Consider the following 16,205-nt stretch of genomic DNA (forward strand, 5'->3'; position numbering starts at 1 on the left):
CATCGGAACTACTCGTCTAGCCCTCGCTCTCGGCGTCCCAGTCGGCCAGGGCCACCGTCTCGCGCAGGAAGCCGCGCACGCTGAGGAACTGGCTCAGCTGCTCGCGGTGCTCGCCGCAGGCCAGCCAGGTCTTGCGGCGGTCGGGGGTGTGCAGCTTGGGGTTGTTCCAGACCAGCACCCAACTCGCGGCCGCCCGGCAGCCCTTGGCCGAGCACTTGGGGGGACCGTCGGGGCCGTCGGCGCCCGGGCCGAAGAAGTCGAGGCTCATGATCCGCAGTCTCTCACCCCGGCGGTAGCCGCCTGGGGGAGGAGGGGGAAAGGGCGACGCCGGGCAGCCACGGGGGGAGCCGCCCGGCGTCGGTCCGTCGCTCCGACGGGGGATGCGGAGCGCGTACGCAGTATGTCACGAAGGGGCCAGGCGTTGGCTAGACCTGACAAGATTAATTTGAGCTTCTCCTGAGGTTCTGGGGTGCCAAGTGCCAATAAAAAGGGGCGAAACGGGCGCAGCTCATATGAAACTTGAGGGTGTCCCCTGTCCCGCCCGGGCACAGAGAGTCAGGATGACGGCGGGTCAGCGCGTCCTGTCCCACCCGACCCACCGGTCCCACCAGGGCCGAGCATCAGCGGGGTGGTGGCCGGCACGTCGAAGGTGCTCGGCAGGCCGGGCGCCCGCTCCCGGCCGGCGTTGGCGACGACCACCGCGATGTAGGGCAGCAGCACGGCGCCGACCAGCGCGCCGACCGCGACGTACCGCTGGACGTTCCACAGCGCCACCGCCAGCAGCACGCAGACGGTACGGACCAGCATCGAGATCACGTAGCGGCGCTGCCGCCCCCGGACGTCCTCGGTCAGGCTGGTCCTGGCCCCGGTGATCCGGTGGATCTCCCGATCCTTCTTGCCCATCTGCATCGCCGCCTCGCCTCCGGCTCCGGACGCGACCGATTGCGCCCGGGTTGTTCCACGGTACGCCGGGCCGGCGCCGCCGGGCAGACCGGGTCAGCGCGGCCGGCCCGGCGCGTCGGCGGCGCCCCGGCTCAGGCGCCGCGGCTCACGCGCCCTCGGCGAGCACCGCGAGGAACCCGGGCGGCACCGAGTCGGTCAGCCAGACCCCGTTGGCGCTGACCCGGAACTCGTGCCCGCCGGCGGCCAGCGCCGCCGCGTCCACCCGCAGCACCACCGGACGCCCGTGCCGGGCGCCGACCCGCACCGCGGTCTCCCGGTCCGCCGACAGGTGCACGTCCTGGCGGCTCATCGGCCGCAGCCCCTCGGCCAGGACCAGCGGCACGGTCCGGCTGGCGGTGCCGTGGTAGAGCACCGCGGGCGGCACCGCCGCCGGCAGGCCCAGGTCCACCTCGACGGTGTGGCCCTGGTTGGCCCGGATCCGCCGGCCGTCCTCGCTGTAGCCGAAGCGCTGCTTGTTGTTGGTGGCCACCACGTGGTCCAGTTCGGCGCGGCTGAGCCGGTTGCCCTGGCCGGCGAGGGCGGCGAGCAGGGTGTCCACCGGCACCCAGCCGCCCTCGTCCAGCTCGATCCCGATCCGGCCGGGGTCGTGGCGCAGGATCTTCGAGAGCATCTTCGACGTCTTGACGAGTCGTTTCTCGTCCAAATGGCTGTCCTTCCCTATGAAGCCTTGCTGACCGAGCTCATGTTGAAGCCGCTGATCCGCACCGGCGGCATCGCGGCGCGGCTGAAGAAGTCGCCCCACTCGCGCGGCAGGCAGCGCTCGGTGCGGCCCGCCTCGGTGATCCGGCCGAGCAGGTCGACCGGGGATTCGTTGAACCGGAAGTTGTTGACCTCGCCGACCACCTGGCCGTCCTCCACCAGGTACACCCCGTCCCGGGTCAGGCCGGTGAGCAGCAGGGTGGCCGGGTCCACCTCGCGGATGTACCAGATGCAGGTGAGCAGCAGCGCCCGCTCGGTGCGGGCGACCATCTCCTCCAGGGTGGGCGCACCCGCCTGGTCGGCGGTCTCCAGCACCAGGTTGTCCACCATCGGGCGCACCGGCAGGCCGGTGAGGGCGGCGGCGTGCCGGGTGGAGTGCAGGTTGACCAGCTCGCCGTCGCGGATCCACTCGGTGGGCCCGATCGGCAGGCCGTTGTCGAAGACCGAGCGGTCGTCGCCGGAGGAGTGGGCGAGCAGGAACGGCGCGCACTCCAGGCCGGGCTCGGCCGGGTCGGCGCGCAGGGTCAGCGGCAGTGGGGCCAGCCGCTCGCCGAGCCGGGTGCCGCCGCCGGGGCGGCTGAAGACGGTGCGCCCCTCCACGGCGTCCCGGGCCTCGCTGCTCCAGGTCAGATAGATCATCAGATCGGCCAGGGCGCTGGGCGGCAGCAGGGTCTCGTAGCGGCCGGCCGGCAGCTCGATCCGCTTGCGGCCCCAGCCGAGCCGCTGTTCCAGCCGCGACTGCAGCGCGGCCACCTCGAGCCCGGCGAAGTCCCGGGTGGACTCGCCGAGCCAGGCCGAGGAGCCGCCGCCCTTGGCGTTGAACTGCACGCTGCCGGTCGGCTGGTCGTGGCGCAGCCGCAGGCCGGTGGAGCTGCCCAGGTAGGTGGAGGTGAGCTCGTGTTGGGCGAAGCCGTAGAGCGCGTGGCCCAGCTCGCGGGCCCGGGCGAAGGCGGCGCCCAGCTGCGGGGCGAAGTCGGCGAACACCTCGATCGAGGTCTCGGCCGGGTCGGCGGTGAAGTCCCCGCCCGAGGCGGCGCCGGGCGGCAGCAGCGGCTGGGCGTCCTCGGCCGGGCCGGCCTCGCGGGCCGCGGCCTCGGCGGCCCGGACCAGCTCGGCGACCTCGGCCGTGGTGACCGCCTCGCGGGCCACGACGCCGGCCGCGGTCCCCTGGGCGCCGTCCACGGTGGCGATCACGGTGAGCCGGCGGCCGCGGGTGACGCCGTTGGTGGTCAGCGCGCCGCCGGGACGGTTGTCCAGGGCGGCCCAGCGCAGGTTGGCGGTGGACTCCTCGTCCACCAGGACCACGCAGCCGTCGGCCCGGGAGAGCTCCAGGGCCTGCTCGACCAGCTGGTGGGCAGTGTTGCGACCGGACATCAGCGACCCGCCTCCTGCTGCGTGTTGAGCACGTTGACCTGGGTGAAGAGGGCTGAGGGGCAGCCGTGGCTGACCGCGGCGACCTGGCCCGGCTGGGCCTTGCCGCAGTTGAAGGCACCGCCCAGCAGGTAGGTCTGCGGGCCGCCGACCGCCGCCATCGAGCCCCAGAAGTCGGTGGTGGTGGCCTGGTAGGCGAAGTCCTTGACCTGCCCGGCCAGCCGGCCGTTCTTGATCGCGTAGGCGCGCTGGCCGGTGAACTGGAAGTTGTAGCGCTGCATGTCGATCGACCAGGACCGGTCGCCGACGATGTACAGGCCCTTCTCCACCCCGGCGAACAGGCCCTCGGTGTCGGGGCCGCCGGCCACCGGCTGGAGCGAGACGTTGGCCATCCGCTGCACCGGCACGTGCGCGGGGGAGTCCGCGAAGGCGCACCCGTTGGACCGGCCCAGGTCCTTCAGCCTGGCCATCCGGCGGTCCAGCTGGTACCCCGTCAGGATCCCGCCGGTGATCAGGTCCCAGGACTGGGTGGCCACCCCCTCGTCGTCGTAGCCGGTGGTGGCCAGGCCGTGCTCGGCCGTGCGGTCACCGGTGACGTGCATCAGCTCGGAGCCGTACTTGAGGGTGCCGAGCTGGTCGAAGGTGGCGAAGGAGGTGCCGGCGTAGGCGGCCTCGTAGCCGAGGGCCCGGTCCAGCTCGGTGGCGTGGCCGATCGACTCGTGGATGGTCAGCCACAGGTTGGTCGGGTCGATCACCAGGTCGTAGCGGCCGGCCTCGACGCTGGGCGCCTTGACCTTCTCGGCCAGGTGCTCGGGCAGCCGGGCCAGCTCCTGCTGCCAGTCCCAGCCCTCGCCCTCCAGGCTCTGTCCGTCGGGGGACGACCCCCGAACCCCCGCGAGGTACTCCCAGCCGCGCCCGGCCGGCGGGGCGACGGTGCGCATGGACTCGAAGGTGCCGGTCCGCTCGTCCACCGAGACGGCCTCCAGCCACGGGTGCAGCCGGATCCGCTGCTGGGTGGTGACGGTGCCGGCGGTGTCCGCGTAGAACTTGTTCTCCTGCACGGTGAGCAGACTGGCCGTCACGTGCGAGACGCCGTCGGCGGCCAGCAGTCGGCTGCTCCAGTCGGCCAGCAGCGCCGTCTTCTCGGCGTCCGGCACCTCGAACGGGTTGACCCGGTAGGCCGAGACCCAGCTGACGTCGTCGTGCACCGGCTCCGCGGCCAGCTCCACCAGGTCCGCGCCGCCGGCCGCCCGCGAGACGGTGGCGGAGAGCCTGGCCACCGCGACCGCCTGCTCGGCCACCCGGGCCGCCGCCGCCTCGGTCAGTTCGACCCCGGCCGCGAAGCCCCAGGCGCCGTCCAGGACCACCCGGACCGCGAAGCCCAGTTGCACCTCGTCGGAGCCGCCGGCCGGGCGGGCGTCGCGCAGCCGCCAGGCCGCGCTGCGCACCCGCTCCAGCCGGAAGTCGGCGTGGCTGACCCCGAGCTGCCGGGCCCGGTCCAGCGCGGCCGCGGCCAGCGGGCGCAGCGGCAGCGCGAGGAAGAGTGGATCGACGGAGCGGGCGGGCGGGGCGCTCGGTGTCGGCGGCATCGGACTCCCTGAGGGTGAGCGGGGCGGCGCGGGGCTCCGGGACGTGGAGCACCGATCGCATCATGTCCCGTCACCCGGGTTGGAGACCAGCCGATTTGACAGTGCGTCCCGGCGTGTCAGGCCAGGCCGGTCCACCAGGCGGACAGCTCCGGGGGCGCGGCCAGGTCGATCCGCTCGCCCGGGCGCGGCACCGCGACGGGGATGCCGTGCGCCTTGGCCTCGGCCAGCAGCCGCTCGACCGGCTCGGCCCACGGGTGCAGGCCCAGGTTGAAGGTGCACCAGTGGACCGGGACCAGCAGCCCGCCGCCCAGGTCGCGGTGGGCCAGCACCGCGTCCTCCGGGGTCATGTGGATGTCCGGCCAGGCCTGGTCGTAGGCGCCGATCTGCACCAGCGCGGCGTCGAACGGCCCGTGCTGGGCGCCGATCGCCGCGTACCCCTCGAAGTAGCCGGAGTCACCGGTGTAGAAGACCTTGCGGGTGGGCCCGGCGATCACCCAGGAGCCCCAGAGCGTGGTGTTGCGGGTCAGGCCGCGGCCGGAGAAGTGGTGCGCGGCGGTGAGGGTGAGGGTCAGCTCGCCGAGCGTGCAGGTCTCGTCCCAGTCCAGCTCGATGATCCGGTGCTCCGGCACGCCCCAGCGGCGCAGGTGGCCGCCGATGCCCAGCGGGACCGCGAACGGCGCGGACTGGGTGCGCACCAGGCGCTTGACGGTGGCCATGTCCAGGTGGTCGTAGTGGTCGTGCGAGATCAGCACCGCGTCCACCGCCGGGAGCTCCTCCAGCTCGACCGGGACCGGGTGCAGCCGCTTGGGGCCCACGTGCGCGGACGGGGAGCAGCGCTCGCTCCAGATCGGGTCCAGCAGCACCCGGGCCCCCTCGATCTCCACCAGCGCGGAGGCGTGCCCGTACCAGGTGAGCGAGACAGCGTCGGCGGGGGCCGGGCCGGCGGCCGGCGCCGGGCGGACCAGCGGGACCGGGCGCACGGGGGTGCGGCCGTCCCGCTCCAGCAGCAGCCGCCTGAAGGTGTCCAGGTCCGGGCGGGTCGGACCGGTGCCGGCCCGGGCCGCTTCGGAGGGGGCGTTGCGGAAGGTGCCGCCGACGTACTGCGGGGAGTTGCGGATCCGCTCGTCCTGGCCGTCCGGGTCGCGGCCGAAGGCGGCCGGCACCTCCCGCAGCGCCCAGGCGGCGGCGCCGAGCCCGGCGGCCACGGTGGTGAGGGTGAGCAGCCGGCCCCGACGTGTGCCGGATCCGGGGGTTGCCTTGCTCATGGGAGGTGCCGCCCGATTCGTTGCAGGAGCCGCGCGGGCCGACCCCGCGCCGACGGTGCAACGGGTGTGTGCCGCCCGGTGTTCCCGGTCCGCCGCAGGTGGACCGATTGTCAGAAGACGACAGTTTCGACGTGGATGACCTGTGGAGGGTCGATTTCGCTTGCTGCGGAGTCGACCGATAGCGTCGCTTGAGTCCGTTCACCGCACCGGTGGACCGCCCCGCGTCGCCCGGGGCTGATCAGGGAGAGGTGGATCGTTGAGCCGCTCGGTTCTCGTCACCGGAGGTAACCGGGGCATCGGCCTCGCCATCGCCCAGGCCTTCGCCGAGGCGGGCGACAAGGTCGCCATCACCAGCCGCTCCGGCGAGGTGCCCGAGGCGCTGGCCAAGCACGACGTGCTGGCGGTGCGCTGCGACATCAACGACACCGCGCAGGTGGACGCCGCGTTCACCGAGATCGAGGCCAAGAACGGCCCGGTCGAGGTGCTGGTGGCCAACGCCGGCATCACCAAGGACGTCCTCATGCTGCGGATGACCGAGGAGGACTTCACCTCGGTGGTGGACACCAACCTGACCGGCACCTTCCGGGTGGTCAAGCGCGCCTCGGCGAAGATGCTGCGGGCCCGCAAGGGCCGGGTGGTGCTGATCTCCTCGGTGGTGGGCACCACGGGCTCGCCGGGCCAGGCGAACTACGCCGCGTCCAAGGCCGGCCTGATCGGCTTCGCCCGGTCGCTGGCCCGCGAGTTCGGCCCGCGCAGCATCACGGTCAACGTGGTCGCCCCCGGGTTCGTGGACACCGACATGACCGCTGTGCTCAGCGACGAGCGCCGCGCCGAGATCGTCTCGGGGGTGGCTCTGGGGCGCTACGCCCAGCCGGCCGAGATCGCCTCCACCGTGCGGTTCCTCGCCTCCGACGAGGCCGCGTACATCACCGGAGCCGTCATTCCCGTCGACGGCGGATTGGGCATGGGTCACTGAGCAACATGAGTGGAATCCTTGAGGGCAAGCGGATCCTGATCACCGGGGTGCTGATGGAGTCCTCCATCGCCTTCCACACCGCCAAGCTGGCCCAGGAGCAGGGCGCGGAGATCATCCTCACCGCCTTCCCGCGGCCCACGCTGACCGAGCGGATCGCCAAGAAGCTGCCCCACCCGGTGAAGGTGCTGGAGCTGGACGTGTCCAACCCCGAGCAGCTGGCCGGCATCGCCGACCAGGTGCGCGAGTACCTGCCCACGCTGGACGGAGTGGTGCACTCGATCGGCTTCGCCCCGCAGGACGCGCTGGGCGGCAAGTTCCTGGACACCCCGTGGGAGTCGGTGGCCACCGCGATGCACGTCTCGGCGTACTCGCTGAAGTCGCTGACCACGGCGCTGCTGCCGCTGATGCAGGACGGCGGCTCGGTGGTCGGCCTGACCTTCGACGCGCAGTTCGCCTGGCCGCAGTACGACTGGATGGGCCCGGCCAAGGCCGCGCTGGAGTCCACCAGCCGCTACCTGGCCCGCTACCTGGGCGAGCGGGACATCCGGTGCAACCTGATCTCGGCCGGCCCGCTCGGGTCGATGGCCGCCAAGTCGATCCCCGGCTTCGGCGACCTGGCCGACACCTGGAACCACCGCTCGCCGCTCAAGTGGGACCTGACCGACCCGGAGCCGACCGCCCGCGGGGTGGTGGCACTGCTGTCCGACTGGTTCCCGAAGACCACCGGCGAGATCATCCACGTGGACGGCGGGCTGCACGCGATCGGCGCCTGACGGCCTCTCGGCAGTCGCCCCCGGCACACCTTCAGGTGTGCCGGGGTCGTGCCGTTCCGCGGCCTGTTGACGAGCGGTCTGCTGACGAGCGGTCGGCCGACCTGCGGTCAGGCCTCCTGGCGCCCGCAGGCGCCGATCGCGGCGGCCGACTCGCGGGCGGCGGTGGCCCCGTCGCGGTCGTGGATGGCGGTCAGGATCCGGTCGTGGCTCACGTAGCGCTCGGGGGAGAGCACCGGGCCGATGTCCTGGCGCAGGTGGGCCCGCAGCACCTCGCCCAGGTCGGCGTAGAGCGCGGCCAGCACGTCGTTGTGGGCGGCGGCCACCACGGCCTGGTGGAAGGCGGCGTCGGCCTGCACGAAGTTCTCCGCGTCGCCGCCGAACCAGGCCTCCTCGCGGCGGGCCAGGGCGGTCTCCAGCAGCACCAGGTCGCGCTCGGTGCGCCGGCCGGCGGCCAGCGTGGCGGCCGAGGTCTCCAGCAGCTCGCGCAGCTCGGCCACCTGCTGCTGGTCGGCGTCGGAGAACCGGCGGTGCATCACCCCCGCCAGTTCGCTGGTGGCCAGCACGTAGGTGCCCGAGCCCTGCCGGATGTCCAGCAGGCCGTTGTGGGCCAGCGCCCGGACGGCCTCGCGGACCGTGTTGCGGGCCACCTTGAGCTGCTCGACCAGGGCGGCCTCGGTGGGGATGCGCGAGCCGACCGGCCACTCGCCCGAGGTGATCTGGGCCCGCAACTGGGCGATCACCTGGTCGGCCAGCGGGGTGCGCCGGGGCGAGGACAGTGTCATGGGGCTCCTTGGTCGCTACGTCGGTGGTCCATCTTCCCCCCGAAACCGGGTGCCTTAATTCATCCCATCATTCTATGATGGCTCCTGTGCCGACCACAGAGACCCCACGCGAAGCGACCACCGCCCCCGTTCCCACCACCGCCGGGCCGCCCTCCGCGGCTCGGCGCAACGCGCTCGGCGCGCTGCTGGCCGTCGCCGTCGCGCTGGCCGCGGTCAACCTGCGCCCGGCGGTCACCAGCCTGGGCCCGCTGCTCGGCCGGGTCCGCGGCGACCTGCACATGAGCCCCACGGTGGCCGGCCTGCTGGCCGCGGTGCCCTCGGTCTGCTTCGCGGTCTTCGGCTTCGCCGCCCCCGCGCTGGCCCGCCGGTTCGGGCCCACCCTGGTGGTCGCCGCCGGGACGGGCGCCATCGCCGCGGGCGTGGCGGCCCGCTCGTTCGCCGGGTCCACCGGGGTGTTCCTCGCGCTCACCGCGGTGGCGCTGGCCGGGGTGGCGGTGGCCAACGTGCTGATCCCGGTGGTGATCAAGCGGTACTTCCCGGACCGGGTCGGCCCGATGATCGGCCTGTACTCGATGGCGCTGTCGGCCGGCACCGCGCTGGCCGCCGCCGTCACCGTGCCGCTGACCAGTGCGATGGGCGGCGGCTGGCGCCTGGGCCTGGGCATCTGGGCGCTGCCGGCGGCGGTCGCGCTGGTGGTCTGGCTGGTCACCGTGGTGCTGCGCCGGGACGGCCGGGGGCCGGCCACCGGTGCGGCCGGCGCAGCGGCGGGCGGGCAGCGGCTGCCGATCGTGCGCAGCCGCACCGCCTGGGCGCTGGCGCTGTTCTTCGGCTGCCAGGCCACCGGCGCCTACTCGACCATGGGCTGGATCTCGCAGATCTACCAGGACGCCGGGGTGAGCGCGAGCCGCTCCGGGCTGCTGCTGGCGGTGATCATGGTGATCGGGGTGCCGGTCTCCCTGGTGCTGCCCAACCTGGCGGTGCGCCGCGGCGACCAGCGGATCTTCGTGGTGGTGCTGGCCGCCTGCGGGATCGCCGGCTACCTGGGCCTGATGCTGGCCCCGGCCGGCGGGGCCTGGCTCTGGGCGCTGCTGGTGGGCCTGTCCAACTGCGCCTTCCCGCTGGTGCTGACCATGATCGGGCTGCGGGCCCGGACCAGCGGCGGGGTGGCCCAGCTGTCCGCCTTCGTGCAGGGCGTCGGCTACCTGCTCTCGATCCCCGGCCCGATCCTGGTCGGCACCCTCTACCAGAGCACCGGCGGCTGGCTGCTGCCGCTGGCCTTCATGGCCGCGCTGCTGGTGCCGCAGCTGCTGATCGGCCTGCGGGCGGCCCGCAACCGGCACATCGAGGACGAGGTGACCCCCGCGACGGCCTGATCGGGCACGGGTGCGAGACTTCCGGCATGCCAGTTCTCGAACCCGAACCGACCGACGGCCGCAAGAAGCTGCTTCAGCTGATGGGACTGATCCTCGGCGTGGTCGTTCTCGTCTCCGTCATCGCCACGATCGCCCAGGCGATGGGCTGATCTTCGACAGCGGCCGCCTACCGGCGGGTTTTCTGCCAAGCTGAGCCAATGAGTGACACCTCGCGCAGGATCATCGTGCTCCGCCATGCCAAGGCCGACTGGCCCCAGGTGGCCGACCATGAGCGGCCGCTCGCCGATCGCGGACGGCACGAGGCGCCGGAGGCCGGCCAGTGGCTGACCGACTCCGGGATCAACCCCGAGTACGTGCTGTGCTCCTCCGCGGTGCGCACCCGGGAGACCTGGAAGCTGGCCTCCCACGAGCTGCCCAAGCGGACCAGGCGCACCGTCTTCGAGGACCGGATCTACGACGCCACGGCCGGCGAGATCATCGAGGTCCTCAAGGAGACGCCCGAGGAGGTCGCCGACCTGCTCCTGGTGGGCCACAACCCCGGCGTGCAGAACCTGGTCGAGGTCCTGGCCGGCGACGAGAGCCTGGGCGACGAACTGGCCCAGCTGCGCCAGGGCGGCTTCCCCACCGCCGGCATCGCGGTGCTGACCTTCGACGACCCCTGGTCCGCAGTGGAACCCGGGGTCGCCAGGCTGGTCAGCTACTGGGTGCCGCCGCGGGACTGAGCGGGGCGGCCGACCGCCCCGGGGCACGCCACCTTCACTCGGCCGGCGTGCCGTGCAGTTCGTCGGCGGTCTCGACCTCTTCGCGGGTGATGCCGAGCAGGTAGAGGACGGTGTCCAGGAACGGGACGTTCAGCGCGGTGTCGGCGGCCTCGCGGACCACCGGCTTGGCATTGAAGGCGACGCCGATGCCCGCCGCGTTGAGCATGTCCAGGTCGTTGGCCCCGTCGCCGATCGCCACCGTCTGGGCCAGCGGGACCTTGGCCTGCTCGGCGAACCGGGTCAGCCAGCGGGCCTTGCCGGCCCGGTCGACGATCTCGCCGGTGACCTTGCCGGTGAACCGGCCGTCCACCACCTCCAGGGTGTTGGCGGCCGCGTAGTCCAGCCCGAGCAGCTCGACCAGGTGGTCGGTGACCTGGGTGAAGCCGCCGGAGACGATACCCACCTGGTAGCCGAGCCGCTGCAGGGTGCGGATCAGGGTGCGGGCGCCCGGGGTGAGCCGGACCTCGGTGTGCACCTTCTCCACCACCCCGGCGTCCAGTCCGGCCAGCAGGGCGACCCGGGCCCGCAGCGACTCGGCGAAGTCCAGCTCGCCGCGCATCGCGGCGGCGGTCACCTCGGCCACCTCGGCCTCGCAGCCGGCGTGCGCGGCGAAGAGCTCGATCACCTCGTCCTGGATCAGGGTGGAGTCCACGTCCATCACCACCAGGCGCTTGGCCCGCCGCTCCAGGCCGGCCGCCACCACCGCCACGTCCACCCGCTGGGCTGCCGCCTCCATAGCCAGGGCACCGCGCAGCCGCTCGGGGGCCACGCCGGAGACCGCGAGCTCGACCGCGGTCACCGGGTACTTGGCGAGCCGGAAGACGCGGTCGATGTTGCCGCCCAGCTCGGTGATCCGGGCGGACAGCGCGGAGACCGAGGTGGCGGTCAGCGGGTTGCCGAGCACCGTCACGTGCGAGCGGCCCTCGGCGCGCGGGCGGTTGTCACCGGTGCCGGAGATGATCTCGGCCTGCAGCTTGTGGTCCTCGGTCCACTGGTGCACGGTGGCGCGCAGCGCGCCCTCGGCCCCGGGGCCGCCGGCCGGCGGGGTGACCAGGGCGCAGAGCGTTATCCGGCCCCGGGTGACGACCTGTTCGAAGTCGATCACCTCGACCCCGAAGTCGCCCAGCGTGGCGAACAGGCCGGTGGTGATGCCGGGGCGGTCCTTGCCGAAGACCTTGACCAGCAGGGTGCGCTCGTCGTCGGACCGGGGCTGCGTGGGCTGCGCGGAAGGCGTGTTCATGGTGACCACCACGCTACCGGGCGGCGGCTGCCGGAACGGGGTGCCGTCCGCACCGTGGACGCGGCCGGGCAACGGCTCCTGCGCGGGAACGTTGCCGCCTGGTCACAGTCCGCGGGCCCGACTTTCCGCCGCAGAGGCCGAGCTGGAATGATTACCCCCCGTCAGACGCGATATTCCTCACTCCCCGACCGCGGGGATGCCACCGGGGGACCGAGAGAGCGGGGCAGGCGGACAGTGCCGCAACTCGTACTTGAGATCAACGGGCAGCACCGGACACTGGAGCCGGGACAGTCCTACACCATCGGCCGGGATCCGCAGGCGGACTTCCCGTTCGACGACGCCAGGGTCTCCTGGCGGCACGCCACCATCTCGTTCAACGGCGCCGGCTGGCAGCTGGAGGACCACGGCAGCACCAACGGCACCTTCGCCGGCGGTGTGCGCACCCAGCAGGTGCAGCTGCACCCGGGCACCGTGCTCAACCTGGGCAACGGTGAGAACGGGCCGCGACTGGCCTTCTCCGCCCCGGCCGTGGCGGCCCCGCAGCTGAGCGTGCACGAGGCGGAGACGCACCGGCACCACACCCCCGCCGCCCAGGGCTGGCAGCAGCCGGCGGGCTACCAGCAGCCGTACCCGCAGCCGCCGGTGCAGCAGCAGGTGCAGCCGCCGATCCCGCACCAGCACCCGGGCCCGCCGCAGGGGCAGTACCCGCAGCCGCCGGCCTATCAGCAGCCCGTCGCGGCCGAGGACTTCGGGCGCGGTCTCGGCGGCACCGGCTTCGGCAGCGAGCGCAACCCGACGATGATCCGCAACCTCACGGCGGGGATGCGGATCATCCGGATCGGCCGCGCGCTCGACAACGACATCGTCGTCTCCGACCTGCAGGTCTCCCGCCACCACGCGGAGCTGCGCCAGCTGGCGGACGGCCGCTACGAGATCGTCGACCTCGGCTCGCACAACGGGATCTTCGTCAACGGCCAGCCGGTGCAGCGTCAGCTGCTCGGCCCGCTGGACCGGCTGACGGTCGGCCACTCCTCGTTCCAGCTGGTCGGCGACCAGCTGCAGGAGTTCATCGACAACGGCCCGGTCTCCTTCTCCGCGCACCACCTGACCGTCGAGGTGGAGCACAAGGGCGGCAAGAAGGTGCTGCTCAACGACGTCAGCTTCGGGGTCCCGGAGAAGTCGCTGATCGCGGTGATCGGCCCCTCCGGCTCCGGCAAGTCCACCCTGCTGCGCGCGCTGACCGGCTACCGCCCGGCCGACCGCGGCGAGGTGCTGTACGACGGCCGCAACCTCTACAAGCAGTTCGCCGAGCTGCGCCAGCGCATCGGCCTGGTGCCGCAGTCGGAGATCCTGCACAAGGAGCTGACGGTCCGCACCGGCCTCAAGTACGCGGCCCAGCTGCGCTTCCCGGGCGACACCGAGCCGGAGGAGCGGGCCCGCCGGATCGACGAGGTGCTCTACGAGCTGCGTCTGGACAAGCGGGCCGAGAACCGGATCACCGCGCTCTCCGGCGGCCAGCAGAAGCGCGTCTCGGTCGCCCTGGAGCTGCTCACCAAGCCCTCGCTGATCTTCCTGGACGAGCCCACCTCGGGACTGGACCCGGGCATGGACCGCGAGGTCATGCAGATGCTGCGCGGCCTGGCCGACGACGGCCGCACCATCCTGGTGGTCACCCACTCGGTGGCCGAGCTGGCCATCTGCGACCGGCTGCTGGTGATGGCCCCCGGTGGCTCGGTGGCCTACTTCGGGCCGCCGGACGAGGCGCTGCACTTCTTCGGCTACGAGACCTGGGCGGACGTCTTCCAGGCCTTCGAGAACTACCCGGACCACGACTGGGCCGGCCGCTACAAGGGCTCGGTGCACTACCAGCAGTACTCCGCTGACGTGGACGCGGTGGCCGTGCAGCAGGCGCCGGTGCAGCACCAGCCGGTGATCCCGCCCAAGCCGCAGAGCTGGGGCGCGCAGCTGTGGACGCTGATCCGCCGCTACCTGTCGGTGATCGCCTCCGACAAGGGCTTCATGGCGCTGTCGGTGCTGCTGCCCGCGGTGCTCGGCCTGGTCTCCACCGTGGTGCCGGCCAGCTTCGGCCTGCGGCCCAACCCGGCGGGCTCCAACAACGCGGCCGGCACCATCATGCTGGTGCTGGCGATCGGGGCCTGCTTCTCCGGGGCGGCCAACTCGGTCCGTGAGCTGATCAAGGAACGGGCGATCTACGAACGCGAACGCGCCACCGGGCTGTCCCGCAGCGCGTACCTGGTCTCGAAGATCATCGTGCTCGGCTTCTTCAGCCTGCTGCAGGGCACGATCATCGCGGGGGTCGGGTTCTCCACCCGCAAGCTGCCCACCGAGGGCCTGATCATCAAGGGCGCGCCCGCGATCGAGATGGCGGTCGGCATCATCCTGCTCAGCTTCGCCTCGATGATGTTCGGCCTGGTGATCTCGGCGCTGGTGAAGACGGCCGAGAAGACCATGCCGCTGCTGGTGATGTTCGCGATCGTCCAGGTGGTCTTCACCGGCTGCCTGTTCCAGCTCTTCGGCAAGGCCGGCCTGGAGCAGTTCGCCTGGCTGATGCCGGCCCGCTGGGGCGTCGGTGTGGTCGGCACCACGGTGGACCTCGGCCACCTGATGATCCTGGACCCGGCGCACCGGGACCAGCACGACAGCCTGTGGACGCACAGCATCGCCCAGTGGTCCATCAACGCCGGGATGCTGGTGGTGCTGTCGACCGCGCTGGCCTTCCTGGTGCTGCGACTGCTGCGCCGGCACGAGCCGGAGGTCATGCAGAAGGGCTGACCCGGCCTCACCTGCGCGGTTGCGGGCGGTTCCTCCTGTCGGGGGTGCCGCCCGCAGCCGTATCTCATGGATGAGATATCGTCTTGCGCATGGCAGATGACTATCTCGCGCGCATCGGCAAGCTCATCAGAGACGCCCGCAAGCACCGCGGCTGGACGCAGACCGAGCTGGGGGCGGCGCTCGGGACCAGCCAGAGCGCGGTCAACCGGATCGAGAACGGTGGCCAGAACATCAGCCTTGAGATGATCGCCCGGATCAGTGAGGCGCTGGACAGCGAGATCGTCTCGCTCGGCTACTCCGGTCCGATGCACCTGCGGGTGGTCGGCGGGCGCCGCCTCTCCGGCTCCATCGACGTCAAGACCAGCAAGAACGCCTGTGTCGCGCTGCTCTGCGCCTCGCTGCTGACCACCGGCCGCACCACGCTGCGCCGGGTGGCCCGGATCGAGGAGGTCTACCGCCTGCTCGAGGTGCTCAACAGCATCGGCGTGAAGACCCGTTGGATCAACGACGGCGCCGACCTGGAGATCACCCCGCCGGCCGAGCTGAACCTGGCCGCGATGGACCAGGAGGCGGCCCGGCGCACCCGCTCGGTGCTGATGTTCCTCGGCCCGCTGATGCACCGGGTGGACCAGTTCAAGCTGCCCTACGCGGGCGGCTGCGACCTGGGCACCCGCACGGTCGAGCCGCACATGGCGGCGCTGCGCCGGTTCGGCCTGGAGGTCACCGCCACCACCGGCGTCTATCACGCCGAGGTGGACCGCTCGGTCAGCCCCGAGCGCCCGATCGTGCTGACCGAGCGCGGCGACACGGTGACCGAGAACGCGCTGCTGGCCGCCGCCCGGCACGACGGCGTCTCGGTGATACGCAACGCCAGCCCCAACTACATGGTCCAGGACCTGTGCTTCTTCCTGGAGAAGCTGGGCGTGCGGATCGAGGGCATCGGCACCACCACGCTCACCGTGCACGGCCTGGCCGAGATCGGCTGCGACGTGGACTACGCGCCCAGCGAGGACCCGGTGGAGGCGATGAGCCTGCTGGCCGCGGCCGTGGTCACCGGCTCGGAGCTGACGGTGCGCCGGGCGCCGGTGGAGTTCCTGGAGATCGAGCTCGCGGTGCTGGAGGAGATGGGCCTGGACTACGACCGGAGCCCGGAGTACCACGCGGACAACGGCCGCACCCGGCTGGTCGACCTGACGGTGCGTCCGTCCAAGCTGCGCTCGCCGATAGACAAGATCCACCCGATGCCGTTCCCCGGCATCAACATCGACAACGTGCCGTTCTTCGCGGCCATCGCGGCCACCGCCCAGGGCTCCACGCTGATCCACGACTGGGTCTACGACAACCGGGCGATCTACCTGACCGAGCTGACCCGGCTGGGCGCCAAGGTGCAGCTGATGGACCCGCACCGGGTGCTGGTGGAGGGCCCGACCCGGTGGCGGGCGGCCGAGATGATGTGCCCGCCGGCCCTGCGGCCGGCCGTGGTGGTGCTGCTGGCGATGCTGGCCAGCGAGGGCACTTCGGTGCTGCGCAACGTCTACGTGATCAACCGCGGCTACGAGGACCTGGCGGACCGGCTGAACTCGGTCGGCGCGAAGATCGAGACCTTCCGCGACATCTAGT

The 16,205-nt window shown here is 72.3% G+C and carries 15 protein-coding genes; 7 read left to right on the forward strand and 8 right to left on the reverse strand.

The window, feature by feature from the left end; genetic code table 11:
• Positions 1 to 16: 16 nt before the first annotated feature.
• The 6 genes from C7C46_RS23755 to C7C46_RS23780 all read right to left on the reverse strand — a co-directional run bounded on the left by C7C46_RS23755 (position 17) and on the right by C7C46_RS23780 (position 5,887).
• Positions 17 to 268: a hypothetical protein gene (locus C7C46_RS23755; RefSeq protein ID WP_110671940.1), complete on the reverse strand. Its 252-nt coding sequence runs from the start codon at positions 266 to 268 to the stop codon at positions 17 to 19.
• Between the two features lie 287 nt (positions 269 to 555).
• Positions 556 to 903 carry a DUF3099 domain-containing protein gene (locus C7C46_RS23760; RefSeq protein WP_425470111.1) on the reverse strand — a complete coding sequence of 116 codons (348 nt, stop codon included), beginning with the start codon at positions 901 to 903 and terminating at the stop codon, positions 556 to 558.
• Positions 904 to 1,048: 145 nt separating this feature from the next.
• Positions 1,049 to 1,606: an RNA 2'-phosphotransferase gene (locus C7C46_RS23765; RefSeq protein WP_110671942.1), complete on the reverse strand. Its 558-nt coding sequence runs from the start codon at positions 1,604 to 1,606 to the stop codon at positions 1,049 to 1,051.
• Positions 1,607 to 1,620: 14 nt separating this feature from the next.
• Positions 1,621 to 3,036, reverse strand: coding sequence for a metallopeptidase TldD-related protein (locus tag C7C46_RS23770; RefSeq protein WP_110671943.1), 1,416 nt, complete (start codon positions 3,034 to 3,036; stop codon positions 1,621 to 1,623).
• Positions 3,036 to 4,622 carry a TldD/PmbA family protein gene (locus C7C46_RS23775; RefSeq protein ID WP_110671944.1) on the reverse strand — a complete coding sequence of 529 codons (1,587 nt, stop codon included), beginning with the start codon at positions 4,620 to 4,622 and terminating at the stop codon, positions 3,036 to 3,038. The genes C7C46_RS23770 and C7C46_RS23775 overlap by 1 nt, the downstream gene beginning before the upstream one ends.
• A gap of 116 nt (positions 4,623 to 4,738) precedes the next feature.
• Positions 4,739 to 5,887 carry an MBL fold metallo-hydrolase gene (locus C7C46_RS23780; RefSeq protein WP_110671945.1) on the reverse strand — a complete coding sequence of 383 codons (1,149 nt, stop codon included), beginning with the start codon at positions 5,885 to 5,887 and terminating at the stop codon, positions 4,739 to 4,741.
• A 256-nt stretch (positions 5,888 to 6,143) separates the two neighbouring features.
• On the opposite strand from C7C46_RS23780, the gene fabG reads away from it, so the two are divergent.
• Both fabG and fabI read left to right on the forward strand, forming a co-directional pair.
• Entirely contained in the window at positions 6,144 to 6,863 is a 720-nt protein-coding gene (gene fabG / locus C7C46_RS23785; RefSeq protein ID WP_110671946.1) for a 3-oxoacyl-[acyl-carrier-protein] reductase, read from the forward strand.
• 5 nt (positions 6,864 to 6,868) lie between these two features.
• Positions 6,869 to 7,636: an enoyl-ACP reductase FabI gene (gene fabI, locus C7C46_RS23790; RefSeq protein WP_110671947.1), complete on the forward strand. Its 768-nt coding sequence runs from the start codon at positions 6,869 to 6,871 to the stop codon at positions 7,634 to 7,636.
• Between the two features lie 107 nt (positions 7,637 to 7,743).
• Here the strand turns inward: fabI and C7C46_RS23795 are convergent, their stop codons facing one another.
• On the reverse strand, positions 7,744 to 8,418 hold the full coding sequence (locus tag C7C46_RS23795) for a FadR/GntR family transcriptional regulator (RefSeq protein WP_110671948.1): 675 nt from the start codon (positions 8,416 to 8,418) through the stop codon (positions 7,744 to 7,746).
• A gap of 77 nt (positions 8,419 to 8,495) precedes the next feature.
• Here C7C46_RS23795 and C7C46_RS23800 point away from each other — a divergent pair, with 77 nt between their 5' ends.
• From C7C46_RS23800 to C7C46_RS23805, 3 genes are read left to right on the forward strand one after another with little or no spacing between them, the layout of a single operon-like run.
• A complete protein-coding gene (locus C7C46_RS23800) occupies positions 8,496 to 9,791 on the forward strand; it encodes an MFS transporter (RefSeq protein ID WP_181442491.1) in 1,296 nt (431 codons plus the stop codon).
• Positions 9,792 to 9,817: 26 nt separating this feature from the next.
• Positions 9,818 to 9,940, forward strand: a complete 123-nt coding sequence (locus C7C46_RS37395) for an SGM_5486 family transporter-associated protein (protein ID WP_281278581.1) — start codon at positions 9,818 to 9,820, stop codon at positions 9,938 to 9,940.
• 48 nt (positions 9,941 to 9,988) lie between these two features.
• Positions 9,989 to 10,513 carry a SixA phosphatase family protein gene (locus tag C7C46_RS23805; RefSeq protein ID WP_110671950.1) on the forward strand — a complete coding sequence of 175 codons (525 nt, stop codon included), beginning with the start codon at positions 9,989 to 9,991 and terminating at the stop codon, positions 10,511 to 10,513.
• Between the two features lie 34 nt (positions 10,514 to 10,547).
• Here C7C46_RS23805 and serB read toward each other — a convergent pair whose 3' ends face one another.
• Positions 10,548 to 11,792 carry a phosphoserine phosphatase SerB gene (serB, locus tag C7C46_RS23810; protein ID WP_110671971.1) on the reverse strand — a complete coding sequence of 415 codons (1,245 nt, stop codon included), beginning with the start codon at positions 11,790 to 11,792 and terminating at the stop codon, positions 10,548 to 10,550.
• 234 nt (positions 11,793 to 12,026) lie between these two features.
• Between serB and C7C46_RS23815 the strand changes: the two genes are divergently transcribed.
• Both C7C46_RS23815 and C7C46_RS23820 read left to right on the forward strand, forming a co-directional pair.
• Positions 12,027 to 14,585: an FHA domain-containing protein gene (locus tag C7C46_RS23815; RefSeq protein ID WP_245984769.1), complete on the forward strand. Its 2,559-nt coding sequence runs from the start codon at positions 12,027 to 12,029 to the stop codon at positions 14,583 to 14,585.
• Between the two features lie 89 nt (positions 14,586 to 14,674).
• Complete coding sequence (locus tag C7C46_RS23820) at positions 14,675 to 16,204, forward strand: helix-turn-helix domain-containing protein (protein ID WP_110671952.1); 1,530 nt, start codon at positions 14,675 to 14,677, stop codon at positions 16,202 to 16,204.
• Position 16,205: the final 1 nt, after the last annotated feature.

It is taken from the genome of Streptomyces tateyamensis (assembly GCF_003205575.1).
GTDB classification, from domain to species: domain Bacteria; phylum Actinomycetota; class Actinomycetes; order Streptomycetales; family Streptomycetaceae; genus Kitasatospora; species Kitasatospora tateyamensis.

Bases quoted from the DNA above. Each gene is read 5' to 3' on its own strand.
- C7C46_RS23755 (WP_110671940.1), bottom strand. From the start codon at position 268: ATGAGCCTCGACTTCTTCGGCCCGGGCGCCGACGGCCCCGACGGTCCC.
- C7C46_RS23760 (WP_425470111.1), bottom strand. From the start codon at position 903: ATGGGCAAGAAGGATCGGGAGATCCACCGGATCACCGGGGCCAGGACC.
- C7C46_RS23770 (WP_110671943.1), bottom strand. From the start codon at position 3,036: ATGTCCGGTCGCAACACTGCCCACCAGCTGGTCGAGCAGGCCCTGGAG.
- C7C46_RS23775 (WP_110671944.1), bottom strand. From the start codon at position 4,622: ATGCCGCCGACACCGAGCGCCCCGCCCGCCCGCTCCGTCGATCCACTC.
- C7C46_RS23780 (WP_110671945.1), bottom strand. From the start codon at position 5,887: ATGAGCAAGGCAACCCCCGGATCCGGCACACGTCGGGGCCGGCTGCTC.
- fabI (WP_110671947.1), top strand. From the start codon at position 6,869: ATGAGTGGAATCCTTGAGGGCAAGCGGATCCTGATCACCGGGGTGCTG.
- C7C46_RS23795 (WP_110671948.1), bottom strand. From the start codon at position 8,418: ATGACACTGTCCTCGCCCCGGCGCACCCCGCTGGCCGACCAGGTGATC.
- C7C46_RS23800 (WP_181442491.1), top strand. From the start codon at position 8,496: ATGGCTCCTGTGCCGACCACAGAGACCCCACGCGAAGCGACCACCGCC.
- C7C46_RS37395 (WP_281278581.1), top strand. From the start codon at position 9,818: ATGCCAGTTCTCGAACCCGAACCGACCGACGGCCGCAAGAAGCTGCTT.
- C7C46_RS23805 (WP_110671950.1), top strand. From the start codon at position 9,989: ATGAGTGACACCTCGCGCAGGATCATCGTGCTCCGCCATGCCAAGGCC.
- serB (WP_110671971.1), bottom strand. From the start codon at position 11,792: ATGAACACGCCTTCCGCGCAGCCCACGCAGCCCCGGTCCGACGACGAG.
- C7C46_RS23820 (WP_110671952.1), top strand. From the start codon at position 14,675: ATGGCAGATGACTATCTCGCGCGCATCGGCAAGCTCATCAGAGACGCC.